Origin of the sequence: Achromobacter sp. Root170 (assembly GCF_001428165.1) — a bacterium.
Lineage (GTDB): Bacteria > Pseudomonadota > Gammaproteobacteria > Burkholderiales > Burkholderiaceae_B > Achromobacter > Achromobacter mucicolens.
In genome coordinates this window covers 128,856-154,366 of the sequence record NZ_LMHN01000019.1, presented here as the reverse complement: position 1 = coordinate 154,366, position 25,511 = coordinate 128,856, and the positions used below count along the sequence as shown (strand labels likewise).

The 25,511-nt window shown below is 66.2% G+C and carries 17 protein-coding genes and 1 tRNA gene; 13 read left to right on the top strand and 5 right to left on the bottom strand.

Translation table 11 applies throughout. The features are described from left to right. Both ASD87_RS24715 and ASD87_RS24710 read right to left on the bottom strand, forming a co-directional pair. Positions 1–738, bottom strand: a complete 738-nt coding sequence (locus ASD87_RS24715; protein WP_056327592.1) for an enoyl-CoA hydratase-related protein — start codon at positions 736–738, stop codon at positions 1–3. Then, the gene (locus tag ASD87_RS24710) at positions 735–1,706 is read right to left on the bottom strand and encodes a nitronate monooxygenase family protein (protein WP_056327591.1); all 972 of its coding nucleotides are present in this window, start codon (positions 1,704–1,706) and stop codon (positions 735–737) included. The genes ASD87_RS24715 and ASD87_RS24710 overlap by 4 nt, the downstream gene beginning before the upstream one ends. Before the next feature lie 155 nt (positions 1,707–1,861). On the opposite strand from ASD87_RS24710, the gene ASD87_RS24705 reads away from it, so the two are divergent. The 4 genes from ASD87_RS24705 (at position 1,862) to ASD87_RS24690 (ending at position 6,707) form a co-directional block, all read left to right on the top strand. Then, on the top strand, positions 1,862–2,485 hold the full coding sequence (locus ASD87_RS24705; protein ID WP_056327627.1) for a TetR/AcrR family transcriptional regulator: 624 nt from the start codon (positions 1,862–1,864) through the stop codon (positions 2,483–2,485). Positions 2,486–2,538: 53 nt separating this feature from the next. Continuing rightward, complete coding sequence (locus tag ASD87_RS24700) at positions 2,539–3,687, top strand: acyl-CoA dehydrogenase family protein (RefSeq protein WP_056327590.1); 1,149 nt, start codon at positions 2,539–2,541, stop codon at positions 3,685–3,687. A 177-nt stretch (positions 3,688–3,864) separates the two neighbouring features. Next, positions 3,865–5,094 (top strand): CaiB/BaiF CoA-transferase family protein, encoded by a 1,230-nt coding sequence (locus ASD87_RS24695; protein ID WP_056327589.1) that lies wholly within the window; start codon positions 3,865–3,867, stop codon positions 5,092–5,094. Positions 5,095–5,183: 89 nt separating this feature from the next. Beyond that, positions 5,184–6,707, top strand: a complete 1,524-nt coding sequence (locus ASD87_RS24690) for a 3-hydroxyacyl-CoA dehydrogenase (RefSeq protein ID WP_056327588.1) — start codon at positions 5,184–5,186, stop codon at positions 6,705–6,707. Between the two features lie 228 nt (positions 6,708–6,935). On the opposite strand, the gene ASD87_RS24685 is transcribed toward ASD87_RS24690, so the two are convergent. Beyond that, entirely contained in the window at positions 6,936–7,850 is a 915-nt protein-coding gene (locus tag ASD87_RS24685) for a cytochrome c5 family protein (RefSeq protein ID WP_056327587.1), read from the bottom strand. A 232-nt stretch (positions 7,851–8,082) separates the two neighbouring features. Here ASD87_RS24685 and ASD87_RS24680 point away from each other — a divergent pair. Together ASD87_RS24680 and ASD87_RS24675 are read left to right on the top strand one after the other, a co-directional pair. Continuing rightward, positions 8,083–8,157: transfer RNA gene (locus tag ASD87_RS24680), tRNA-Arg, on the top strand. Positions 8,158–8,455: 298 nt separating this feature from the next. Further along, the gene (locus tag ASD87_RS24675; protein WP_200952237.1) at positions 8,456–9,391 is read left to right on the top strand and encodes a LysR family transcriptional regulator; all 936 of its coding nucleotides are present in this window, start codon (positions 8,456–8,458) and stop codon (positions 9,389–9,391) included. 7 nt (positions 9,392–9,398) lie between these two features. Here the strand turns inward: ASD87_RS24675 and ASD87_RS24670 are convergent, their stop codons facing one another. Then, a complete protein-coding gene (locus ASD87_RS24670; RefSeq protein ID WP_056327585.1) occupies positions 9,399–9,866 on the bottom strand; it encodes a Rid family hydrolase in 468 nt (155 codons plus the stop codon). A 464-nt stretch (positions 9,867–10,330) separates the two neighbouring features. Here ASD87_RS24670 and ASD87_RS27570 point away from each other — a divergent pair, with 464 nt between their 5' ends. The 3 genes from ASD87_RS27570 to ASD87_RS27540 all read left to right on the top strand — a co-directional run bounded on the left by ASD87_RS27570 (position 10,331) and on the right by ASD87_RS27540 (position 21,094). Further along, a complete protein-coding gene (locus ASD87_RS27570; protein WP_156403505.1) occupies positions 10,331–13,477 on the top strand; it encodes an autotransporter outer membrane beta-barrel domain-containing protein in 3,147 nt (1,048 codons plus the stop codon). 387 nt (positions 13,478–13,864) lie between these two features. Next, positions 13,865–17,212: an autotransporter outer membrane beta-barrel domain-containing protein gene (locus ASD87_RS27565; RefSeq protein ID WP_156403504.1), complete on the top strand. Its 3,348-nt coding sequence runs from the start codon at positions 13,865–13,867 to the stop codon at positions 17,210–17,212. Between the two features lie 453 nt (positions 17,213–17,665). Then, positions 17,666–21,094: an autotransporter outer membrane beta-barrel domain-containing protein gene (locus tag ASD87_RS27540; protein WP_056327581.1), complete on the top strand. Its 3,429-nt coding sequence runs from the start codon at positions 17,666–17,668 to the stop codon at positions 21,092–21,094. Between the two features lie 116 nt (positions 21,095–21,210). Here ASD87_RS27540 and ASD87_RS24645 read toward each other — a convergent pair whose 3' ends face one another. Next, on the bottom strand, positions 21,211–21,456 hold the full coding sequence (locus ASD87_RS24645) for a hypothetical protein (protein WP_056327580.1): 246 nt from the start codon (positions 21,454–21,456) through the stop codon (positions 21,211–21,213). 228 nt (positions 21,457–21,684) lie between these two features. Here ASD87_RS24645 and ASD87_RS24640 point away from each other — a divergent pair, with 228 nt between their 5' ends. The 4 genes from ASD87_RS24640 to ASD87_RS24625 all read left to right on the top strand — a co-directional run bounded on the left by ASD87_RS24640 (position 21,685) and on the right by ASD87_RS24625 (position 25,497). Next, positions 21,685–22,809, top strand: coding sequence for a cupin domain-containing protein (locus tag ASD87_RS24640; protein ID WP_056327579.1), 1,125 nt, complete (start codon positions 21,685–21,687; stop codon positions 22,807–22,809). 67 nt (positions 22,810–22,876) lie between these two features. Beyond that, complete coding sequence (locus ASD87_RS24635) at positions 22,877–23,788, top strand: fumarylacetoacetate hydrolase family protein (protein ID WP_056327578.1); 912 nt, start codon at positions 22,877–22,879, stop codon at positions 23,786–23,788. A gap of 11 nt (positions 23,789–23,799) precedes the next feature. Continuing rightward, entirely contained in the window at positions 23,800–24,555 is a 756-nt protein-coding gene (locus tag ASD87_RS24630; protein ID WP_056327577.1) for an FCD domain-containing protein, read from the top strand. Positions 24,556–24,582: 27 nt separating this feature from the next. Beyond that, positions 24,583–25,497: a LysR family transcriptional regulator gene (locus ASD87_RS24625; RefSeq protein ID WP_056327576.1), complete on the top strand. Its 915-nt coding sequence runs from the start codon at positions 24,583–24,585 to the stop codon at positions 25,495–25,497. Positions 25,498–25,511: the final 14 nt, after the last annotated feature.

The window sequence follows — 25,511 nt, the reverse complement described above, 5'->3', positions numbered from 1 at the left end:
CTATTTCTTGAAGAACTTCGCGAACGCCGCCTGCGCTTCTTCGGTCTGCAGGCGCGCGCGAAACTGCTGGGCTTCGTAGTCCAGCGTCTCCTGGATGGCCTGCCGGTCCGCCCGCTTCATCATCGCCTTGGTGAGCCGTAGCGCGGCGGGCGGCTGGCGCGCCAGATCCGCGGCGGTGGCCTGCGCCTCGGCCAGCGCCTGGCCCTTGGGCGTGGCCGACGTGGCCAGCCCGGCCTGCACCGCGTCGTCCGCCGTGAAGGCCTTGCCCTGCATCAGCCATTGCGCTGCCCGGCGGCCGGCCAGGCGCGGCATCAGCAGGCTGGACGCGCCTTCCGGGCACAAACCCAGGGCGACGAACGGCATGCGCAGCGTGGCGCCTTCGCCGATGTGGACAAAGTCGCAATGCTGCAGCAGCGTCACGCCGATGCCGATGGCGTAGCCCTCGACGGCGGCGATGACCGGCACGTCGGCCGTGGTCAGCGCGCGCAGGAAGGTCAGGCCCGCGCTGTCGCCCGCGCCACGCTCGGCCTGGAAGTCGCGCAAGTCGTTACCCGCCGTGAAGTGATCGCCCGCGCCGGTCAGGATGACCGCAGACAGCGTCACGTCGGCGCTTGCCAGCGAAATCTGCTCCGTCAGCGCCGCGTAGGTGGCGGTGTCGAGCGCGTTGCGGCGGTCCTGCCGGTCTATCGTCAGCGTCAGGACGGCGCCGTCGCGCTGGACCTTCAGGCCGGCGCTCATGCGTGCGGGGCCGCGGCCAGGCGGGCTTTCGCCTCGGCGTACTCGCGCCGCAGCGTGTCGACGATCTTGCGCGTGGGTTCGACGCTGGCGATGCCGCCCACGCCCTGGCCGGCGCCCCAGATGTCCTTCCAGGGCTTGACGCGCGTCGAGCCGAAATTGGACGCGCCGCTATCGGGTGCGGGCAGGTTGGCAGGGTCCAGGCCGGCGGCCGCAATGCTGGCCTTCAGGTAGTTGCCCGGGATGCCCGTGAAGAACGGCGTGTACAGAATGTCCGACGCGCTGGCCTCGACGATGGCGGCCTTGTAGCCCTCGCTGGCGTTGGCTTCCTCGCTGGCGATGAAGCGCGTGCCCATGTAGGCAAAGTCCGCGCCCATGGCCTGCGCGGCGAGCACGTGCGCGCCCGAGGTGATGGCGCCCGACAGGATCAGCGGGCCGTCGTAAAAGCGGCGAACCTCGGAGATCAGCGCGAAGGGGCTCAGCGTGCCGGCGTGGCCGCCTGCGCCCGCGCACACCAGGATCAGGCCATCCACCCCCGCTTCCAGCGCCTTTTCGGCGTGGCGGATGGTGGTGACGTCATGGAAAACCTTGCCGCCCCAATCGTGAACGCCCTTCACCAGGTCGCCCGGGGCGCGCAGGCTGGTGATGATGAGCGGCACGCGGTGGCTGGCGCATACGGCCAGGTCCGCCTCCAGCCGGTCGTTGGACTGGTGGATGATCTGGTTGACGGCAAATGGTGCGACGCGCTCGCCGGGGTGGGCTTCGCGGTGGGACGCGAGCCCCGCCTGGACTTCGTCGAGCCAGTCGGTCAACAGCGTCTGCGGCCGCGCGTTCAGCGCGGGAAACGACCCCACGATGCCGCTCGTGCACTGGGCGATGACCAGTTTGGGGTTGGAGACGATGAACATCGGGGCGCTGATGACCGGCAGGGACATCTGGCCATACAAATCAGTCACGAGGGGATGGGGCATGGGGCGTCGTCTCGTTGTTGGTTTTGGAGTATATTAATTACCTACCGACCGTCCGGTAATTAATTAATCTTTATTTAACGGCATGCGCGGAAGGGCTGTCAATGGAGGTTCGCCAGAACCTTTTCGGCCCCGCGCGGCCCCTGTCAAAGGCCGACATGGCGCTTACCGCCCCACCCGTACAGAAACGCGCCCGCGCCGGCAGGCCGCCCACGCTGGCCGCTCCGCGCGAACGCATTCTGGAAGAAGCCGCCAAGCTGTTTGCCCGCAGCGGCTACGACGGCAGCTCCATTTCCGACCTGGCCGCCGCCATCGGCGTGTCCAAGGCGGCCATCTATCACTATTACCCCACCAAGCAGGACATCTACGACGCCATCATCCTTCAGGTGCTGGAAGGCCTGACGCAGACCGTCGGCCGCGACGTGGCCGGCGCTGTGGGCGGCGTGGCCCGCCTGCGCGCGTTCATGGTGGGACATGCCCGTTATTTCGAGCAGCACCACGCCCAATTCGTGACCATGCTGATCGGCTACTCGGGCATGGCGCTGTCCGAACGCGAAGATGCCGCCCGCCTGCGAGACAGCTACGAAAAGCTGTTGCGCGACGTGATCGCGCAAGGCGTGGCCGACGGCGCGTTCCGCGCGCTGGACGTGGCAGCCACGGGCCGCGCCGTGCTGTCGATGCTGAACTGGATGGTGCGCTGGTACAAGCCCGGGCAGGGCGACAGTGCCGAAACCATCGCCGACGGCTATTTCGATCTGCTGGTGGGCGGCATGCGTCCCTGAACGCGCCGCCATACCAAACCCCTGACCTGCATTCGCTCTAAGAGACTTTCCTCATGGCCCTGGACACCGAAACCCTGAACCTGCTGATCGACGCCGTCCGCCGCTTCGTGCACGAACGGCTGATTCCCGCCGAGGACGAACTGGCCGTCAGCGGCGAAGTGCCGCCGGACATCGTCAATGAAATGCGCGACCTGGGCCTGTTCGGCCTGTCCATCTCGCCGGATTTTGGCGGGCTGGGCCTGACGATGGAAGAAGAGGTCCGCGTCGTGTTCGAACTGGGCCAGACCTCGCCCGCGTTCCGGTCGCTGGCCGGCACCAACATCGGCATCGGCTCGCAGGCGATCGTCCTGGCCGGCACCGACGAGCAGCGCGCCCGATACCTGCCCAAGCTGGCCAGCGGCGAACTGATCGGGTCGTTTGCGCTGACCGAGCCCGACGCGGGCTCCGACGCCATGTCGCTGCGCGTGTCCGCCGAGCGTGACGGCGACTGCTACGTGCTGAACGGCACCAAGCGCTACATCACCAATGCGCCCATCGCCGGCCTGTTTTCGGTCATGGCCCGCACGGCGCCCGAGCGCCGGGCCAACTCCATCTCGTGCCTCCTCGTCGAGGCCGGCACGCCGGGCCTCATCATCGGCAAGCCGGACAAGAAGATGGGCCAGGCCGGCGCGCTGACCAGCGACGTCGTGTTCGACAACTGCCGCGTGCCGGCCAGCGCCTTGCTTGGCGGCGAGGAAGGCAATGGCTTCCGGACCTCCATGCGCGTGCTGGACAAGGGGCGCCTGCACATCTCCGCGTTGTGCGTGGGCATTGCCGACCGCCTGCTGCGCGACGCCGTCAAGTACGCCACCGAGCGCAAGCAGTTCGGCCAGCCCATCGCCGAATTCCAGCTCATCCAGGCGATGATCGCCGACAGCCAGGCCGAACTCTACGCGGCCCGCTGCATGGTGCTGGATGCCGCCCGCATGCGTGACCGCGGCGAGAACACCACCATGCAGGCCGCCTGCTGCAAGCTCTTCTCCACGGAAATGGTGGGCCGCGTGGCCGACCGCGCGGTGCAGATCCACGGGGGCGCGGGCTACATGTCCGAGTACGCGGTGGAGCGCTTCTACCGCGACGTGCGCCTGTTCCGCATCTTCGAAGGCACGTCGCAGATCCAGCAGCTGGTCATTGCGCGCGAGACCATCAAGGCCCATTCCTGATCTTTCCGCCGCCAGCGGTCCGGCCAACGCGTTCGAGAGGCTAATATCCAGTCTGACGAATGTTGATCGGAAGGCGGCCCCCGGCGGGCCGCCTTCTGGCATGACGGAATCCCAGTCCGCCTTGCGCCCCGGCGCGGGCGGGAAGTTCTCATTTCCCTTCTAGCGAAAAGATTACCGATGTCGCAACGTCCCGCTCCCCTAACCGGCATACGTGTGCTGGATCTGACCCGCGTGCTGGCGGGTCCCTGGTGCACCCAGAACCTCGCTGACCTTGGCGCCGAGGTCATCAAGATCGAACGGCCCGGCTCGGGCGACGACACGCGCGCCTGGGGCCCTCCGTACCTGAAGGACGAAGCGGGCCACGACACCACCGAGGCCGCGTATTACCTGTCGGCCAACCGCAACAAGATGTCGGTGGCGCTGGACATCGCCTCGCCGCGTGGGGCCGAGCTCGTGCGCGAACTGGCCTTGCAGAGCGACATCCTGGTGGAAAACTTCAAGGTCGGCGGGCTTTCCAAATACGGCCTGGACTACGAGAGCCTGAAGGAACTGAATCCGCGTCTGATCTACTGCTCGATCACGGGCTTCGGCCAGACCGGCCCCTACGCCAGCCGTCCGGGCTATGACTTCATGATCCAGGGCATGGGCGGCCTGATGAGCATCACCGGCGAGCGCGACGATCTGCCCGGCGGCGGTCCGCAGAAGGCAGGCGTTGCCGTGGCCGACCTGATGACCGGCATGTATTCCACCGTGGGCATCCTGGCGGCGCTGCACGAACGGGCCCGCAGCGGCCTGGGCCAACACATCGACATGGCGCTGCTGGACTGCCAGGTCGCCATGCTGGCCAACCAGAACCTGAACTTCATGACCTCCGGAGTGGCGCCGCGCCGCGCCGGCAACGCGCACCAGAACCTGGTGCCCTACCAGGTGTTCGCGGCCAGCGACGGCCACCTCATCGTGGCGGTGGGCAACGACAGCCAGTTCCGCAACTATTGCGGCGCGATTGGCCTGCCCGAGCTGTCGGCCGACCCGCGTTTTGCCACCAACCCGCAGCGCGTGAAGAACCGCGAGGAACTGGTGCCGCTGCTGGCCGAGCGCATGGCCACTGGCGAGCGCGACCACTGGCTCGCCGCGCTGGAAGGCGTGGGCGTGCCGGCCGGTCCCATCAACACGCTGGACCAGGTCTACGAAGACCCGCACGTGCTGGCCCGCAACATGAAGCGCGAGCTGCCCCATCCGGCCGCAGGCACCGTGCCCGTGGCGGCCAGCCCGCTGAAGTTCTCCGGCAGTCCGGTCGAGTACCGCCGCGCCCCGCCCATGCTGGGCGAGCACACCGAGCAGGTCCTGTCCGAAAAGCTGGGACTGTCGGCCGAAGAAATCCAGGCGCTGGCCCAGAGCCGCGCCTGACGCGCGCGAGAAGGCGGCCTGGCCGCCTTTTGCGCATGCCGCGCCGCGCCAGGCGCACGATCCATTCCAATACAGGCAGGAGATAGTTGATGACGGACATTCAAACCATCGGCGTCGTGGGCGCCGGGGCCATGGGGCGCGGCATCGCGCAGATCGCGGCGCAGGCCGGCTTGCGTGTGCGCCTGTACGACACCAGCGCCGACGCCATCGCGGCCGCGCGCGAGTCCTTGCGCCAGACTTGGGAGAAGCTTGCTCAGAAGGGCAAGCTGACCGCCGCCGACGCGCAAGCCGCGCTCGAACGTGTCGAATCGGCCACCGCGCTGACCGACATGGCGAACTGCCAGCTCGTGGTCGAGGCCATCGTCGAGCGCCTGGACGTCAAGCGCGATCTGTTCGCGGCGCTGGAAGGCGTGGTGTCCGACGACTGCATCCTGGCGTCCAACACCTCGTCGCTGTCCATCACGGCGATTGCGGCCGCCTGCAAGCGGCCGCAGCGCGTGGCGGGCTATCACTTCTTCAATCCGGTCGCGCTGATGAAGGTGGTCGAGGTCATCGACGGCCTGCGCAGCGCGCCGGAAGTGGGCGACGCCCTGGCCGATCTGGCCCGCCGCATGGGGCACACCCCCGTGCGCGCCAAGGACATGCCCGGCTTCATCGTCAACCACGCCGGCCGCGGCATGAATACCGAAGGCCTGCGCGTGGCGCAGGAGGCGGTGGCCACCTTCGCCCAGGTCGACGCCGTCATGCGCGAGCAGGCGGGCTTTCGCATGGGCCCGTTCGAGCTGCTGGACCTGACCGCGCTCGACGTCTCGCATCCGGTGATGGAATCCATCTACCGCCAGTTCTTCGACGAGCCGCGCTTCCGCCCGTCGCCCATCACGACGGTGCGCCTGGCCGGTGGCCTGATCGGCCGCAAGGCCGGCGAAGGCTTCTACGTCTACGCCGACGGCCAGAAGCAGGTGCCGGCCGAAGCCGCCGCGCCCGCGCTGCCCGACGGCCTGAAGGTCTGGGTCAGCCCCAAGCATGGCGAAGGCTACGCCCGCGCGTCCGCGCTGGTGGAAAAGCTGGGCGGCACGCTGGTCACGGGTTCCACGCCCGACGCCGATGCGCTGATTCTGGTCACGCCCTTCGGTGAAGACGTGTCCACCACCGTCTCCGCGCAAGGCTTGAACGCGGGCCGTACCGTCGGCCTGGACACGCTGTATGCGTTCGACGGCGCCAAGCGCCGCACGATCATGGTCTCGCCGGCCACCGAAGCCAAGTGGCGCGACGCCGCGCATGCGCTGCTGGCCGCGGACGGCGTGCCCGTCACGGTGATCGAGGATTCGCCGGGCTTCATCGCGCAGCGCATCGTGGCGCACATCGTGAATATCTCCTGCGACATCGCGCAGCAAAAGATCGCCACGCCCGAAGACATCGACCTGGCCGTGACGCTGGGACTGGGCTATCCCGTGGGCCCGCTGGCCCTGGGCGACAAGCTGGGCGCCGACCGCATCCTGGAAATCTTGAAGAGCATGCAGCGCGTCACGGGCGACACCCGTTACCGCCCGAGCCTGTGGCTGCAACGCCGCGTGCAGCTGGGCATGTCGCTGCTGAAGTCGACGGCGGACTGATCGCTGCGCGGCAAGGTCGGCAAGGTGTCTGACACCCAGCGCGGCAAGGTGTCTGACACCCAGGCGAGATGGTCGTCAATGTGCGGCGGTGTCTCAACGGGTGTCAGACACCTTTTCTCAGCGCAACAGGTGCCTGACACCTTTTCAACGCATGAAGATGTTGCGGCCATGAAAAAAGCCCCTTGAATCATCAAGGGGCTTTTTGTTGCCTGTCGTGCCGGCGGGGTATTACTTGGCGGCGTCGACCATGTATTGGACGGCGGCGCGGATGTCTTCCTCGGAGGCGTTGGCGGCGCCGCCCTTGGGAGGCATTGCGCCCTTGCCCGTTATGGCGACCTTCACCATGGTGTCCATGCCGGTCTTGATGTAGGGCTCCCAGGCAGCCTTGTCGCCGAACTTGGGCGCATTGGCGACACCCGTGGCGTGGCACGCGAAACAGGCCGTCTTGTAGAGCTTTTCGCCGGCCGGATTGACCGCGGCAGCCTGTTGGGCGGGGGCCGGGGCAGCAGCGGGTGCGGCTGCGGCTGGTGCTGCGGCAGCCGGTGCTGCGGCTGGTGCAGCGGCTGCCGGTGCAGCGGCTTGGGCGGCGGGCGCGGCTGCGGCCTCGCCTTCCTTCTTGGCGCCTTCTTCGGCGGGAGCGGCGGGTTCTTCCAGCGAGGCGCCGGACTTGTTGGCCATGTACACCACGGCGCGCGCGACTTCGTAGTCGGACAGGGCCGGGTTGCCGCCCTTGGCGGGCATGCCGCCCTTGCCGTGCAGCGCGACCTTCAGCATCTCGTCGTAGCCCGCCTTGATGAACGGCGCCCACGCGGCGTTGTCGCCCATCTTGGGAGCGCCCGCCACGCCAGCGGTGTGACAGGCCGTACAGACAGCGGCAAAGACCTGCTCGCCGGTCTTGAAGACCTTGGGCGCGTTGGCATCAACCAGTTCGAAACCTGCCACGGGGGCGATCCGCCGGGCGACCGCTTCGCCGGACAGGGCGTCCGACCCGGCGCCGGTCTTGGTGCCAGTGACCACCATGTTCACCAGAAGGATGATGATGGCGATGGGAACCACGAAAGCCAGGACGACCGTGACGATCAGTTGCTTCGGGGTCTTGATGGGGGAGGAGTGCTCTTCTATGTGTTCCTGCTCGTTGCTCATGACCAAATCCTGCTAACGGGTACCGGGGGCGCCTTGGCGGCGGCAACAGAAAATCAGTACTGCACAAGTCGGCGGCAACCCATGCCCGCCTGCAAGCAAACGCTGGATTATATAACGGTGTCAGGGACGATCGTCCAATGTGTCAGGACGGGTTTTCGATGAGTTTGCCGGAAGATTTGATCCAGTTCATGCAGATCGCGCAAAACTGGGTACAATACCGCCTCCTTGCGCTGCGCCCGTAGTTCAATGGATAGAATGAGAGTTTCCGAAGCTCTTGATACAGGTTCGATTCCTGTCGGGCGCGCCAATCCAGACAAGCTGTGCGTTTTCCAGGGCCCCTTCATAGGGGCCTTTTGTTTATGCGCCGTTCGGTTATGCGGATTCGGATATGAGGAATCGGTTATGCGGATTCGGTTATGCGCATTCTTTGTGCCGAAGCGCTTTTCATGGCGTTAAGCATCCTTTCTGTTCAGCGCTTTGATTCGACGCCTGCGACGGGCGCTTACGTTTTACGCTTACGTCTCACGCCCACGTAAGAACATCTGCCGATCATGGCGCCGCCAAAACCTGCCAAAGCCCTTCCCGCGTCCGCGACCAGCCTCGCCTTGGACAACGCCGCCGCGCCGAACACGTTGTCATGGGATGACCTACGCATCGTCAAAGTGTTGAGCGATTGCGGCAATCGGTCCTTGGCGGCCGAAAAGCTCGGCATCAATGCCTCGACGGTATCGCGCCGCGTGGCGCAGGCCGAGGCTGCGCTGGGCGTTGCCTTGTTTGACCGGCGGCGCGCAGGCTACAAGCTGACCGCCGAAGGGATGGAGCTTCGCGCGCTGAGCGAGCGTGTCGAACTCGATGTCGTCAGTGTGGCCCGCCGCATTTCCGGTTCCACGCATGACCCGCACGGCACGCTTCGGGTTGCCACCAGCGACTCGCTGCTGCTGTATTTCCTGACGCCCATCATTGCCGAATTCAGGGCAACCCACCCCGCGCTGTCGATTGAGGTCCTGGTCGGGAACGACACGCTGGACCTTGCCCGCGACGAGTCGGACATCGCGCTACGAGCGACCCAGCGGCCGCCGCAGAGCTGGGTCGGGCGCAAGCTGGCAGGCATCGCGTGGGCGCCCTACGGAAGCGCGCAACAGTTTCGGCGCAAGGCGCCTGCCGCGGATCGCATTCACGACCTGAGCTGGGTGTCCTACGCGGGCGGACTGGCTGGATTGAAGGCCGCTCGCGTTCTTGAAGGCCGGGTTGCACCGGCCAATATCGCGTACCGATCCGATTCGGTCGCCGCCGTCGGCGCGGGCATCGTTGCGGGGCTCGGGGTGGGCTATCTGCCCTGCATGCTGGGAGACACGATGGCCGACCTGGTGCGCGTGGGTCCTGTCGTGCCCGAGCTTGCGGATGACCTCTGGCTGCTCACCCACCCCGACATCCGGCGCTCACGGCGCGTTCAGATCTTCATGCGTTTTTGCGCCGCGGCCGTGGCCAAGCACAAGGCCTTGATCGAGGGCCGCCAAGCGCGGCCCCCGTCAAAGATCTGACGGATCCTCAAACGGCAGTGCGAGGACGCAGCACCGCCTTGCAGGCGATCTCGATCAACTGCGCGGGCATCGCCAACCGGGAGACACCGATCAGGTTGCTGGCGACCTGGGGACGATCGGTGCCGTAGGCGGCCTTGCGCACCTTGCCTGCAGCCGCAAAGGCGGCATCGACGTCCAAGACGTACAGCGTTTCTTCCACGACGTTATCCAGCGTGGCGCCGAACTTGCCCAGCAAGGCCGCCAGGTTCTCGTAGGTCGCGCGCATCTGCGCTTCCATGGTGGAGAAGTCACGCGGCTTGCCTTGGTCGTCAAGTTCGGCCGGCGCGATCAGGTTGCCATCCTGGTCGTGATTGAGCTGGCCCGACACGTAGATATCGTTACCCACCTGCACCGCCTGCGCATAACCATAAGCGTCTTCCCACGGCACGCCCCAATAGGCGGTTTTCTTTTCGAGCGGATTCGAGTGCGTCGTCATGGCTTTCTCCTGGGATATTGGGGAAATGAAATTCGGTGATCAGAAGGCTCCAGCGTAACTGCGCAATGGAAATACGAGAGCGCATTATTGCGCCGGTGCGGCGCAAATTTGCACTTTGTCCCGCGCCCGGATAACGCCTGCTCGGTCGACGGTCACCTGTCCGGATGACTGGCACGTCAACGATTCGAACGCAATGGCGATCCGTCGGATTTCGATGCCTACGTTGATGTTTGAGAAAGCGGTCGCGCCATCGGAGTAATAGTGCTCTCGGTGAATCCTCCGGCTCTGAACACAATCGATCACACCGACGAAGTGGGCGCCAACGATCTGCGGCCCGGCTCCGTCTTTCAACGTGAACAAACGGCTATTCACGCGCACGCGGTCACTTGCCGTCGCCGTCAGCAGCGCGCCGGGCGGAACGAGAAATCGCCGCGCGTGAATCCGAAACTCAGGATGATCGATTGATGGACGTGGATTCCCGCGCGGCGCACCAACGTGCCGATTCAACGCTGTTTCTCAAGGCCCGAACAACCGCGAACAGGCTCTGCTTTGGCCTGCTGCTGCTTTCCGTCGACGTGTCGCACCATGCCGTTGCCTCTGGCGGGATCGTTGGCGCATCGGGGGCAGGCGGCCAGGGAGGCGCATCCAATGGGGGGCGCGGCGGCGACGGTGGAGATGGCCAGGCCGCCCTGGAGCTTACGACGTCGTACACCACGGCAGGCAACGTCGAAGGCGGGGCCGGCGGCGGCGGTGGGGGTGGCGGTGGCGGCGGGCATGGCCATTCCATGGGCGGCGCTGGCGGTGCCGGGGGGAACGGCGGGGCCGGCATCGTCATCTCAGGCGACGCGGTGGTATTGCACAACGACGGCTGGTCAATCCGCGGCGGCAAGGGCGGTGGCGGCGGCGGAGGAGGAGGCTCCACCTTCCATTTCTCTGTGGAAGCAGATGGTGGTCGCGGTGGCGACGGCTCGACGGGCGTAGGCGGTGCCGCGGGCGGGGGCGGGGGAGGCGGGGCGCATATCCGGACGGGCTTCGGGGGAGACGGCGGCAATGGTGGAGAAGATGGTCTGGCGGGGGGCAGTGGTCCCCCAGGTATTTCGTGGGCTGGCGGAGGTGGCGGTGGCGGCGGCACGTCCGCCAACGGTGGGGCTGCAGGCCAGGACGTGTGGCCGGTGATAACTGAGGGGTTGGGCGGAGCGGGGGGTATTGCCGGCGGGGCATCCGGCGTCGCGGGAACCAATGCCATGCATTATGAAGGTTTTGCAGCCGGTGGAGGGGGCGGAGGCGCGCCAGGCGGCGCGGGTGGCAACGGCGGACAGTACACGCGCTTCGATACGAACGGCGGCGGCGGCGAGGGCAGCAGCAATCACGGCGTCTACGTCACGGGAGCCGATTCCGTCATCATCAACGCGGGCTCCATCATGGCGGGGCCCGTCAACCAGGACACCGCAATCAAGTATGCGGGGACCGCCAGCAACGCGACCTTGATGCTCCGGGAGGGCAGCGTGATTCAAGGCCTCGTCGACGCGACCGAATCGGCCGGCAGAAACACACTGGTCCTTGATGGCGGGGCCGCGCTGGCCTTTGACGTCGGCAAGATTGGCGACGGCGCACAAGGCCAGTATCTGGGCTTCAACGCATTCGAGAAGACGTCTGACGGCATGTGGGCGCTGACAGGGGCGCCCGCACTGGCGCTCACGCCTTGGACACTACTCGGGGGATGGCTTGCCATTACGGACGACGGCGCGCTGGGTGATTCGGCTGGTGGCCTCGTCTTCGACGGCGGCGGGTTGCAACTGAACGGCAGCATGTCGTCGCAGCGCGATTTTCAGTTGCGCGGTGATGGCGCGGTCCACACGGCCGTCGGCACGGTGTCCGTGATGCAGGGAACGATCAGTGGCGCAGGCAACCTCACCAAGACCGGTTCCGGCACATGGATCATCCTGGGCAGCGATACCGGATCGGCCAACACCACGCCGGCGGGGCCGCTCACCCATACCGGCGTGACGCGTGTCGACGAGGGCATGCTGGTCATCCATGGCACGGCCCTGGGCCAGGCCGATCAAGCGGCCGCCAGCGTCGCCGGCGCCAGCAATGCGACATTGAGCCTTGCGAACGGCGCCAGGCTCGACGGCCAGATGGACGGACCGAACCTCATCATCGATGCAACTAGCCGATGGAACGTCCTGGCCGATGCCGCTACCGCCGCGCAGGGCCTCAACCTCAGCAGCGTCAACTCACTTCAGCTTGCTGGCAGCATCGCCTTTTCGCCGCCCTCCGATGCGGCGAACAATCAAGCCGGCCGCACAGTCACCGCCAACAACCTGGTGGGCGCCGGTGGCGAAGTGCAACTGCACGTGAACCCGACCGGCGCCGCGGATCATCTGACGCTGACCCAGGGCGCCACGGGGTTGACCTACCTGAAGCTCATCACGCCGGGCGGCTTCGGAGATCCGTTGGCCGGCGACGGGTTGCTGGTGGTCAAGGCCGGCGCCAGCACCGACCACGCGTTTCTACAAACCCCCGGACAACCCACGCAGGCGGGCGCATTCAATTACGGGCTGGTGCAAGGCGCGAGAAACGGCGCAGCGGATCTGGCCAACAACTGGTATCTGTTCAGCGATATCCGTCCCGAGGTGTCCATCTACTCGCAGTTGGGCAATCAGGCCTTGCGGCAGTCCGAGGTGGCGGTGGGGTCGTTCAACGAACGGATGGGAGCGACCGAAACGCTGGCGCGAACGGTCTACCCCTATGTCTGGGCGCGGTCGCTGGGCGTCCTGGAACGCCGGGATGGCGCGCCTCAAGGGATCCGGCAAGCGAATGTCGCCGTGGATTCGCGGTTGGGCGGGCTGCAGGTGGGAACGGACCTGTTCGTGGCCAGCAAAGGTATCGGCCGCCAGAGCGTGGGCGTGTTTGGTACGGCAATGGTTTCCCGTAACGACGTGTCGCACTATCAGGCATCCACGCGATCGACGGTGGATGCCGGCCGCAGCGATCAAACCCTGTATGGCCTGGGCGCTTACTACACGTTGATGGACGGCAAGGGCGGTTACGCCGATTTCGTCGGACAGGTCAGCCGGTATGGCGTGAAGACGCAATCGCGCGGTGCGCATGGCACGTCCCTGCAGACATCCGGATGGGGCGCCGCGCTGTCGGCCGAAGCCGGAAAGGCCTTCGATGTTCGCGATGGCCGCGGTCTTCGCGTTGAACCGCAAGCCCAGGTGATGGTCCAGCACGTCAAGTTGCGCGATGCTGAAGACAGCGGGGGCCGGGTTGCCCTGCCGGGACTGCACGCGCTGCATTCGCGTGTGAGTCTGAAGCTATCGAAAGTCTGGGGTGCGCAAGCCCAGACGCAAAGCCACGGCTGGCTGATGCTGAGCTACCGCCACACGCTGGGAAGCTCCTCCAGTTCGTATCCCACCGCCACGCAGGGCGATATCGCATTCGACAACGATCTGGATGGATCGCGCGTCGGCCTGGCGGCGGGCTATGACCGGCGCGTGGGCAGGAATACCTTCGTCAATGTGCAAGTGCAGGCCGAACAGGGCTTGGGCAGCTCGTCAGGATTGCGGGCGGTGGCCGGCTCGTTGGGGGTGAAGTATCTGTTCTAGCGCCCTTGCATGACGAGGCCCGCGGGATCGCTGGCACGGTCTTGGAACACGCGCCATAGCGATCGTCTGATTTTCCACGGCAACTGATTCTTATGAAGACTGTCGCGCATTCCGAGTAATCCTACTCTGGGTAAAGCCGGGACGCATAAAGAGAATCTGACACACCGACGACACGGCCTTTAACGCTTTTTAGCTCGCCGCCGTCGCTCGATGTGATTAACCGGATTACTCAAACGCGCAACCGGCAGCCCCGGTGTTCCACGTTCTTGCGAGATCAAGATCACGTTTCTGCCTGGAGCGTCCCCTGTGCTCCCGGTGCAATCGAATTCGTGAAGCCGCGCGTGAATCCACACCCAGGATGAACCAACGATGCACACGGATTCTTGCTTGGCGTTGCAACATGAACATTCGACTCGAAATCGAACCGACAAGGCGCGCGGTATTGCGCTCAAGCTTTGTTTTGGCCTGTCTCTGATCTCTCTTGGCATGTCCCCGCATCCGGCCGCACGCGCCTTGATCGTCGGCGAGGCGGGGGTGGGCGGCGCAGGCGGGGCTGCCAATGGCGGCAATGGCGGCGATGGCGGGGATGGCTTTGCCGCCCTGGATCTCACCACGTCGTATACGACCTATGACGACATTGAAGGCGCGCCGGGCGGAGGGGGAGGCGGCGGCGGGGGAGGCGGGCCGGGAAACTTTGACGGCGGCGGGGGCGGCGCGGGCGGGAACGGTGGGCACGGCATCGTGATCTCCGGCGACGGCGTGGTCCTGCATAACGACGGGTATTCGATCAGCGGCGGCAAGGGCGGCGGCGGCGGGGGCGGGGGTGGCGGTAGCTACAGTGAGGATGCGGTCAGCAACGGCGGTCGCGGTGGTGATGGCTCCGGAGGAGCAGGCGGCGGGGCGGGCGGTGGCGGCGGGGGCGGTGCGGATATAAATCCCGGCGGGATCGATGGAACGGGTTACGGCGGAAACGGCGGCAATGGGGGCGAAAATGGCATGCCGGGTGGCGGCGACGTCCCGGGGACTTCTTCGTATGCCGGTGGTGGAGGCGGTGGTGGCGGCACCTACACCAACGGTGGGTCGGCGGGCCAGGGGTTATTCCAGAGCCAAAGTCCGGGTGTAGGCGGATCAGGCGGTATGGCTGGCGGTGAGTCCGGCGTCGACGGTGGCCGAGCAAATCCAGGAACGGCATTGGAAGGATGGGGTGGGGGTGGCGGAGGCGGCGGCGCGGCCGGTGGATCTGGCGGCAACGGCGGGCGAGGGTCTGGATTCGCCGGCGGGCCTTCTGGTGGCGCTGGCGGCAACAGCGGTCACGGTGTCCACGTCACCGGCGCCAACTCCGTGATCATCAATTCAGGCACGATCTCGCAGGGGCCGGCGAACCAGAACATCGCCATCAAGTATGCGGCGACCGCCCATGATTCCACGCTGGTCCTGCAGGCCGGCAGTGAAATCATCGGCCTGGTCGACGCCACGGAGTCGGGCGGCAAGAACACGTTCAGGTTGGATGGCGGCGCGGCGCTGGCCTTTGATGTCAGCCTGATTGGAAGCGGCCCGCAGGCCCAATACCTGGGCTTCAATGCCTTCGAAAAGACCTCGGAAGGAACCTGGACGCTGACGGGTACGCCCACCCAGGCCCTCACGCCGTGGACGCTGTCGGGCGGGTGGCTCGCGATTGCCGACGACGCCAGCCTGGGTGACGCGAGCGGCGCACTCACATTCAACGGCGGCGGCTTACAGTTGGACGCCAGCGTGACCTCGCAACGCGACATGCAGTTCGTCAGTGACGGCGCGATCCGCACGGCGGATGGCACGGTCTCCGTGATGGAGGGCGCGATCACCGGATCGGGCTCGCTTACCAAGACCGGCGCGGGGACGTGGATCATCGGCAGCGACAATGCCTTCGCCGGCGCAACGCTGATCGACGACGGCGTGCTGCAACTGGGCGCGGGCCAGGCCGTCGGATCGTTGGGGGAGGGCGTGATCGAGAACAACGCCGTTCTGGCCATCGACCGCACCGATGCAGTCATCCTGTCCAACGCCATATCGGGAACGGGCGATCTGCTGCAGGCGGGTTCGGGCACGACCACGCTGACCGGGCCGCTTACCTACACCGGCTTCACGCGGGTGGACAACGGCACGCTGGTCATCGATGGCACCTCGTTGGGGCAGGCTGAACTTGCGGTTGCCCGGGTCGTTGGGGCGGGCGGTGCGAACCTCGGACTGGCCAACGGCGCACGGCTCGACGGCTGGGTGGATGGACCGAATCTTTCCATCGACGCGGCCAGCCGTTGGAACATCCTGACCGATGGGTCCAACCCCGCGCAAGCAAACAACCTCAGCACTGTCAACGAACTTCGGCTTGCCGGCAGCGTCGCGTTTGCGCCGCCCGCCGAGTGGACCCACGATGCCATCGGCCGCACGTTCACCGCCAACAATCTGGCGGGCGGCGGCGGGGAAGTGCAGCTGCACATGATTCCGACCTCGGCCGGCACGGTGGATTACCTGACCTTGAATGCGGGGGCGACGGGGCTGACGAATCTGACGCTCAACACCGACAGCGGCTTCGGCGATCCGCTACACGGAAACGGCTTTCTGGTGGTCAAGGCGGGCGCCAGCACGGACAACGCGTTCCAGCTGACGCCCGGCCAGGCGCCTCGGGGCGGGGCGTTTCGCTATGTGCTGTCGCATGGCGCGCAGGATGGCTCGCCGACACTTGCCAACAACTGGTACCTCATCAGCGAGGTCCGCCCCGAGGTCTCCATTTACTCGCAGCTGGGCGGGCAAGCGCTGCGGCAGTCCGAATTGGCGGTGGGCACCTTCAACGAGCGCATGGGCGCGACCGAAACGCTGGCTCGGAAGGTGTACCCGTATGCCTGGGCCAGATCGCTGGGCGGATGGGAGAACCGCGATGCTGCGGCGCGCGGCATTCTGCAGTCGCAAGTGGGAAGCCGCACGACGCTGGGGGGCCTCCAGGTGGGCACGGACGTCTTTGTGACCAACAAGGGCATCCGCCGCAACAGTCTGGGCGTGTTCGGCACTGCATTGGTTTCCCGCGCGGACGTGGATCATTACCAGGCCTCCACGCGTTCAACCATCAATGCCGGCCGCAGCGACCAGACGATGTATGGCTTGGGCGCGTATTACACGATGATGGATGGCAAGGGCGGGTACGTCGACTTCGTCACGCAGATCAGCCGCTATGGCGTGAAGACCCAATCGAGCGGCGCCGACGGCATGTCGATGCAGACGTCGGGATGGGGCGCGGCACTGTCGGCCGAAGCCGGCAAGGCGTTCGACATTGGCGACGCGTCTAGGGGGCTTCGACTCGAACCGCAGGCGCAGGTGATGGTCCAGCACGTCAAGCTGCGCGACGGCGATGATGACCTCGGTCAGGTTGCGCTGCCGGCATCGCGTGCGCTGCATTCGCGCGTGAGCCTGAAGCTGTCAAAAGCCTGGGGCGAGCAGGACGATGCGCGCAACCACGGCTGGCTGATGCTGAGTTACCGGCACACGCTGGGGGAGTCGTCCAGCGAATACCAGACGCTCACTCAGGGCGACATTGCCTTCGAGAACAAACTGGACGGATCGCGTGTGGGACTGTCGGCAGGCTATGACCGGCGGGCGGGCAAGAACACGTTCGTCAATGTGCAGTTGAACGCCGAGCAGGGCTTGGGCGGCGCGTCGGGCTTGCGCGCGGTGGGGGGCTCGTTGGGGATCAAGCACCTGTTCTAACGTTCGCGGGTCCGCGTCTTGCACGACCCATCCTGTAGCGGCCGATGTGCTGGCGTCGGCCGCTCTCAGACCAGTCGGATTCTACGAGGGCCGGTGATGATTTTGGACGCTTGCGAGCCAACTGAGTAAACGTACTCTCGGCGAATCCGAGGCGCGTACGGAACACTGATCACGCCGACGAGAGGGTTCCAGCAAGCGCTCAATACCCGCAGTCCACGTCGCGCGATGTGATTAATCGGATTATTCCGCGCGTAGCCGGCTAGCCCGGTGTTCCACGTTCTTGAAACCTCAAGCAGATGATTTTGCCTGGCGCGGCTACGTGCCGGGTGCAATCGAAATTCGTGAAGCCGCGCGTGAATCCATACCCAGGATGAACCAATGATGCACACGGATTCTTGCTTGGCGTTGCGACATGCGGATTCGGCTCGAAATCGAATCGACAAGGCGCGCGGCATGGCGCTCAAGCTCTGTTTTGGCCTGTCTTTGATCTCTCTGGGCGTGTCCCATCCCACCGCACACGCCCTGATCATCGGTGAGGCGGGGACGGGCGGCGTGGGCGGGGCTGCCAATGGCGGCAGGGGCGGGGACGGCGGGGATGGCGTTACCGCCCTGGACATCACAACGTCCTACACGACTTATGACGACATCGAAGGGGCGCCCGGCGGCGGAGGTGGCGGCGGCGGGGGCGGTGGACGCGGCGGCGTCGTGGGCGGCGCGGGAGGCACGGGTGGCAATGGCGGGCACGGCATCGTGATCTCGGGCGACGGCGTGGTCTTGCATAACGACGGCTACTCGATCAGCGGCGGCAAGGGCGGCGGCGGCGGGGGCGGCGGCGGGGGCGCGTTTCATGTGACCGTGTCCAGTAATGGCGGCCGCGGCGGTGACGGAAGTGGGGGCGCGGGCGGCGGCGCGGGCGGCGGTGGCGGCGGCGGCGCGGACCTCACCTTTGGCGGCGTGATCGGGGCGGGTTTTGGGGGCGATGGCGGCCACGGGGGATTCAATGGTTCGCCCGGCGGCGGTAATTTGCAGAGCCCGGGGGCCAGCAAATTTGCAGGGGGCGGCGGCGGGGGCGGCGGCACATACACCCATGGAGGCACGCCAGGCCAGGCATTACGCGAAAGCGAGGTTTCGGGCGTGGGCGGCGTGGGTGGCATTGCTGGCGGAGAGCCCGGGGTGGACGGCGGCATCGCCAACCCTGAAGCGGCCGAAGCGCTGGCGCTGGGGCTGAGTCGGGATGAAATAGATGCCGTCCTGGACGGCTACGGCGGTGGCGGCGGTGGTGGCGGCGCGGCCGGCGGATCGGGCGGCAACGGCGGGCCTGGCAGCTACAACGAGGGCGGCCCGGCGGGCGGCGCCGGCGGCAGGAGCGGTCACGGCGTCTACGTCACGGGCGCCAACTCCGTGATCATCAATACGGGAACGATATCGCACGGGCCGGAGAACCAGGACACCGCCATCAAATATGCCGCGACCGCCCGCGATTCCACGCTGGTGATCAAAGGGCAGGGCGGCTGGGACAACCCGGACAGCCAGATCATTGGCCTGGTCGATGCCACGGAACCCGGCGGTAAGAATACGCTTGTCCTGGATGGTGGCTGGAACTCCCGTCTGGATGTCGAGAGCAACGCCTTTGATGTCCGTCTGATCGGAAACAGCGCGACCGGGTCGGCGCAGTATCTGGGCTTCAATGCCTTCGAGAAAACCTCTGCCGGGACGTGGAAGCTGACAGACTGGACCGACCCGGCGGTTCAGACGTCCTGGACCCTCTCTGGCGGGTGGCTCGCGATCGATCACGATAAAAGCCTTGGCAACCCGCAAGGCCTGCTCACCTTCAACGGCGGCGGGCTGCAAATCGATAGCCACATGCAGATGTATCGCGACGTGCATTTCGCGGGAGACGGCGCGATCCGTACGGCAGGCCCCGATCTGCCTGCCGGGTTGCAGCCGGACCTGCATATGAGGGGGAATATCACGGGCTCGGGCACGCTCACCAAGACGGGCGCTGGCACCCTGTTCATCAGCGAAGACAACCATGCATTTTCCGGTCCCGTCGTGATCGAAGAGGGCGTGCTGCACCTTGGCATTGGGGGGCTCTACGACGGCGGATCCCTGGGCGCGAGCGCGATCGAGAACAACGCCATCCTGGCGATATCTCAACGCGACGGTTGGTTCTCCAATGCCATATCGGGCACGGGAGAGCTGCATCAATTGGGCGGCACCACCACACTGACCGGACCGCTCTCCTATACCGGCATGACGCGGGTGGACAATGGCACGCTGGTCATCAATGGCACGTCGCTGGGCCAGGCCGATCATGCGGTGGCCCGGGTCGTGGGGTCGGGCGGCGCCGATTTGCATCTGACCCACGGCGCCACGCTGGATGGCTGGGTGGATGGACCGAATCTTTCCATCGACGCGACCAGCAAATGGAACGTCCTGACGGATGATTCCAACTCCGCTTCCAACCCCTCGCAAGCCAACAACCTCAGCACCGTCAACGAGCTTCGGCTTGAAGGCAGCGTCGCGTTTGCGCCGCCCGCGGACGGGACCAACGCGTCGATCGGACGAACGTTCACCGCCAACAACCTGGTGGGCAGCGGCGGCGAAGTGAAGTTGCACATGATCCCGACCTCGGCCGGCACCGTGGATTACCTGACCTTGAATGCAGGGGCGACGGGGCTGACGAACCTGACGCTCAACACCGACAGCGGCTTCGGGGATCCCTATGCCGGCAACGGCTTTCTGGTCGTCAAGGCCGGCGCCAGCACGGACAATGCGTTCCAGCAAACGCCCGGACAAGCCCCGCGGGCCGGCGCGTTTCACTATGTGCTGACGCATGGCGCGCAGGATGGCTCGCCGGAACTTGCCAACAACTGGTACTTGATCAGCGAGGTCCGCCCCGAGGTCTCGCTTTACTCGCAGCTGGGTGGTCAAGCCCTAAGGCAGTCTGAGTTGGCGGTGGGCACCTTCAATGAGCGCATGGGCGCGACCGAAACGCTGGCCCGTAAGGTCTACCCCTACGTCTGGGCCAGAACGCTGGGGGGCTGGGAAGACCGCGATGGCGCTTCGCGCGGCATCCTGCAGTCGCAAGTCGGAAGCCGCACGACGCTGGGTGGCCTGCAGGTGGGCACGGACCTGTTCGTGACCAGTAAGGGCATCCGCCGCGACAGCCTGGGCGTGTTCGGCACCGCATTGGTTTCCCGCTCCGACGTGGATCACTATCAGGCCTCCACGCGATCGACGATCCATGCCGGCCGCAGCGATCAGACGATGTATGGCCTGGGCGCGTATTACACGATGATGGACGGCAAGGGCGGGTATGTGGACTTCGTCACGCAGATCAGCCGCTATGGCGTAAAGACCGAATCGAACGGTAGGGAAGGCATGTCCATGCAGACGTCGGGATGGGGCGCGGCGCTTTCCGCGGAAGCCGGCAAGGCGTTCGACATTGGCGATGCGTCCAGCGGGCTTCGACTCGAACCGCAGGCGCAGGTGATGGTTCAGCATGTCAAGTTGCGCGACGGCGATGACGACATTGGCCAAGTGGCGCTGCCGGCATCGCATGCGCTGCATTCGCGCGTGAGTCTGAAGCTGTCAAAAGCCTGGGGCGAACAGGATGACGTGCGGAACCACGGTTGGCTGATGCTGAGTTACCGGCACACGCTGGGGGAGTCGTCCAGCGAATACCAGACGCTGACGCAAGGCGACATTGCTTTTGACAACAAACTGGACGGATCGCGTGTGGGACTGTCGGCAGGCTATGACCGGCGGGCCGGCAAGAACACCTTCGTCAATGTGCAGTTGAACGCTGAGCAGGGATTGGGCGGCGCGTCGGGCATGCGCGCGGTGGGGGGCTCGTTGGGGATCAAGTATCTGTTCTAGCGCACGCAGATCAGGATACAGCGGATGACCGATCCCACGGAAGGTGCGCTGGCAAAGCGCGCCATACCATTGAATCGCCCGCCCCGCGTGCATGCGGGGCGGGCGATTTGCGTTGGCTAGTCGTCCAGTGAAGGCACGGTGCCGATCTGCATCAGGATGCGCGGCGATTCCATGTCGCCGGTTTCCTTGTCGATCATCACTTCGTAGGCGGCAACGCCTGCAAATTTGGAAGCCATGGAATTCGCGATGCGGATGGCTCCGAATTCGCTGCTGGCCGGACGGATTTCCCCGGGGGCGACGCCATTGGCGGCGGCGCGATAGGGAACGACGATGTACTGAACGAGATGAGCAGCTTCTGACACAGGAATTCTCCCCTGGACGACAGTTTTTCGGGCGAGCGAAATGTATCACGTCGCACTGTGTTTTTGTACAGTATTTTTGCGCAGGTCGTCCAGATATTTTCGCGGCGTGGCGTTGAACGCCTTTACGGCATTGCAGGAAAACCCCTAGCGCTTGCCCATTGCCCACCCTTCGTGGCGCGCTTAGTATTTTCGAAAATCCTCGGCGTTTTATAAAACCAGGGGCACGACATGGAAGCGAACCGCTACGACGCTTACCGCGAGGACACCGCGGGCCGCGCCAATGTGGCCGACTCGCCGGAGCGGGTGGCCTACTACCAGGAACTGGCGCGGCTTGAGACGGGCGCGTTGTGGACGGTGGCGAACAAGATCGAGCCGTGGGCGCCGCGGTCGGCGTCGGTGCCCGTGGTCTGGCGGTACCGGGACCTGCGCGGTCATGTGTTGCGCTCCGCCGAGCTGGTGTCCCCCGAAGAGGCGGGCCGGCGCGTGATCTACCTGAACAACCCCGGCCGGCAGGACGTTGCCGCGGCGGTGGGCTGGCTGTATTCCGGATTGCAGGTGATGAAGCCGGGCGAGCTGGCCAGTGCGCACGCGCACACGCATTCGGCGCTGCGCTTCATCATGGAAGGGCAAGGCGCGTACACGGTGGTGGACGGCCACAAGATGACGCTGGGCGCGAACGATTTCGTGCTGACGCCCAACGGCACGTGGCACGAGCATGGCGTGGCCGAGGACGGCACGACCTGCATCTGGCAGGACGGCCTGGACATTCCGCTGGTCAATGCGCTGGAAGCCGGGTTCTATGCCGTGCATCCCGACCTTAACCAGACCATCACGCACCCGGTGGACGACACCAGCGGCGCGTGGGGCGGCGTGGCGCTGCGGCCGCAGGTGTCCGGGTGGACCAAGCCCTATTCCCCGCTATTCAAGTACGAATGGGAGCCTACGTATGAGGCCCTGCGCCGCTATGCGCGCACCGCACCGGGCAGTCCGTACGATGGCATCCTGCTGGAATACGTGAATCCGGCAACGGGCGGCGCGGTCATGCCTACCATCGGCGCCAGCATGCAGTTGCTGCGCCCGGGCGAACACACCCAGGCGCACCGGCACACCGGCAGCTTCATTTATCAGGTGGCCAAGGGCAGCGGGTTTTCCGTGATCGACGGCAAGCGTTACGACTGGACCGAGCGCGACATCTTCTGCGTGCCGTCCTGGGCCATTCACGAACACGCGAACCTGTCGTCCAACGATGACGCGTGCCTCTTCTGTTTTAACGACCTGCCCGTCATGCGCGCGCTTGCGCTGTACCGCGAGGAAGCGGTAGAGGACAACGGCGGCCATCAACAACTGATCTAGTTTCTGAACGCACGACGCCGCGCCGCGCCGGCCGGTTCCACCCCCCTTTGACCTTCTGGAGTTCCCGATGCGCCTCGTGACTTTTCGCGCTCATCCCACCGCCGCCGCCCGCCTGGGTGCGCTCGCGGACGGCTATGTGATCGACCTTTTCTTGCTGGGCCAGGAAGGCGGGGTGGACCAGCCCGGCGACATGCTGGAATTCATCGACCTGGGGCCGGTGGCGGTCGCGCAGGCGACGCGCCTGTTGGACACGTTTCGCGGCAACTGGCCGGTGGGCACGGCCCTGCCGCAGGAGAACGTGAAGCTGCTGGCGCCCATCCCGCGTCCGCGCAAGAACATCTTTGGCATCGGGCTGAACTATGTGGAGCACGTGGCCGAATCCAGCCGCACGCTGGACACGTCGGCCGACCTGCCCAAGCAGCCGGTGATCTTTTCCAAGCCGCCCACCACCGTGATCGGGCCGGGCGATGCCATCGAGCACAACGCCAGGATCACGCAGCAACTGGACTGGGAAGTGGAACTGGCCGTCATCATCGGGCGGCGCGCGTCGCGCGTGGCCGAGGCCGACGCGCTGTCCTATGTGTTCGGCTACAGCGTGATGCTGGACATGAGCGCGCGCGATTGCCGCCGGGCGGGGCAGTGGATCTATTCCAAGGGACAGGACACGTACGCGCCGTTCGGCCCGTGCATCGTGACCGCCGACGAAATCCCCGATCCGCAGGTGCTGGACCTGTGGCTGACGGTCAACGGCGAAAAGAAGCAGGGCTCGAACACGCGCCACATGCTGTTCAAGGTGCCGTTTTTGATTTCCGATATCAGCGCCGGCATCACGCTGGAGCCGGGCGACATCATCGCCACCGGCACGCCGGAGGGCGTGGGCGCCGGGCGCAAGCCGCAGGAATTCCTGTGGCCGGGCGACGTGGTCGTGGCCTGCGTGGAAGGCATCGGCACGCTGCGCCATCCGGTGGTGGCCGTCTAGGAGCACAACGCTTGAAACCCAGAATCAAGGCCCCGCGCGAGGATGCGGCCGCTGACGGCGGCGCCGGGGTCGAAGACATCACGCTGTCCGAACACATCTACCGGCAGTTGCGCCGCGACATCATGCGCGGCGCGTTTGCGCCGGGCCAGTCGCTGCGGCTGGAACTGCTGCGCCAGCGCTACGGTGGCAGTTTTTCGCCGATCCGCGAGGCGCTGAACCGGTTGCGCAGCGAACGCATGGTGCTTACCACCACGTCGCGCGGCTTTCGGATCGCGCCGCTGTCCGTGGAAGAAATGCGCGATGCTTGCGAAACCCGCGTCCTGATCGATTGCGATGCGCTGCGGCGGTCGCTGGCCAACGCCGACGACGCCTGGGAGGCGCGGCTGGTGGGGGCGTTTCATGCGCTGGCGCTGGCGGCCCGCCGGGCGGACGCCGCGCCCGGCCTGGACCCGGATCGCGAGGACGCGCTGGAGGCCCGGCACCAGGAGTTTCATCAGGCACTCATCGGCGCCTGCCGCTCGCCCTGGCTGCTGGACCTGTCCGCGCAGCTATACGCGCAGACGGAACGCTATCGCCGGCCGGCGCGCGCCCAGGCCGTGGCGTATGGCCATGAACGCGACGTCGACGACGAGCACCGCGCGCTGCTCGATGCTGCGGTCGCGCGCGACGCCGGCCGCGCGGCCGCGCTGCTGGCGGCGCACTATCGCGAGACGGCGCAGGTCATCGAGCGCATCCTTACCCTGCCCGAGGGACAAGCCGCGGCCTAGCGCCGCGATGCCGTAAGCTTGTCGTCCATGGCAGACCTGAAACTCCTGGAAGACCTGATCGCGCTGGCGCAGACCGGCAGCTTCGTGCGCGCCGCGGAACTGCGCCACGTCACGCATCCCGCCTTTGGCCGGCGCATCCGCGCCCTGGAGGCGTGGGCAGGCACCCCGCTGGTGGAGCGCCAGCGCCTGCCGGTGACGCTGACGCCCGAAGGCGAGACGCTGCTGAAAACCGCCACGCAGGTGGTCGAGCAGATGGGACTGGTACGCCATCGCATCCGCAGTTCCGGCGCGGGCGGCGAGGCCGTGCTGCGGATCGCCACGGGGCGCAGCCTGGCGCGCACGCTGGTGGCCGACTGGATTGCGCGGCTGCGGCACCGCGCGCCCCGGGTGCTGACCGACGGCACGCAGGTGGAGCTGTCCACCGGCAAGGCGCAGGACCTGGTGGTCCGGCTGGAGCAGGGCAAGGTGGACCTCCTGTGCTGTTACGAGCACCCCGCGCTGTCCGTGCCGCTCAGCCCCTCGCGCTACCGCTACATGACGCTGGCGACCGACAAGCTGGTGCCGGTCAGCCAGATGGACGCCCGCGGCCGGCCACGCTATCAGCTGCAGGTGGGCGGCGCGCCGGTGCCGCTGATCACCTATACCGGCGGTCTGGCGATGGAGCGCATCGTGGGAGACCGGCTGGAGGCCACGCCGTACGCGCTGACGCCCTTCGTGCGCAGCGATTCGCTGGACGCGGCACATGGCGCGGTCGCCAAGGGCGTGGGCGTGGCGTGGCTGCCCTGGTCCATGGTGGCGGCGGATTGCCGCCGCGGCGCATTGGCCGAGCTGGGCGGGCGTAGCGACGAGATCGCCTTCGAGGTCCGCCTGTACCGCCCGCGCGCCCGGCTGACCGACCTGGCCGAAGCTGCCTGGGAAGCGACGGCCAGCCGCAAGGCCTGATTGGCGGGCACCAA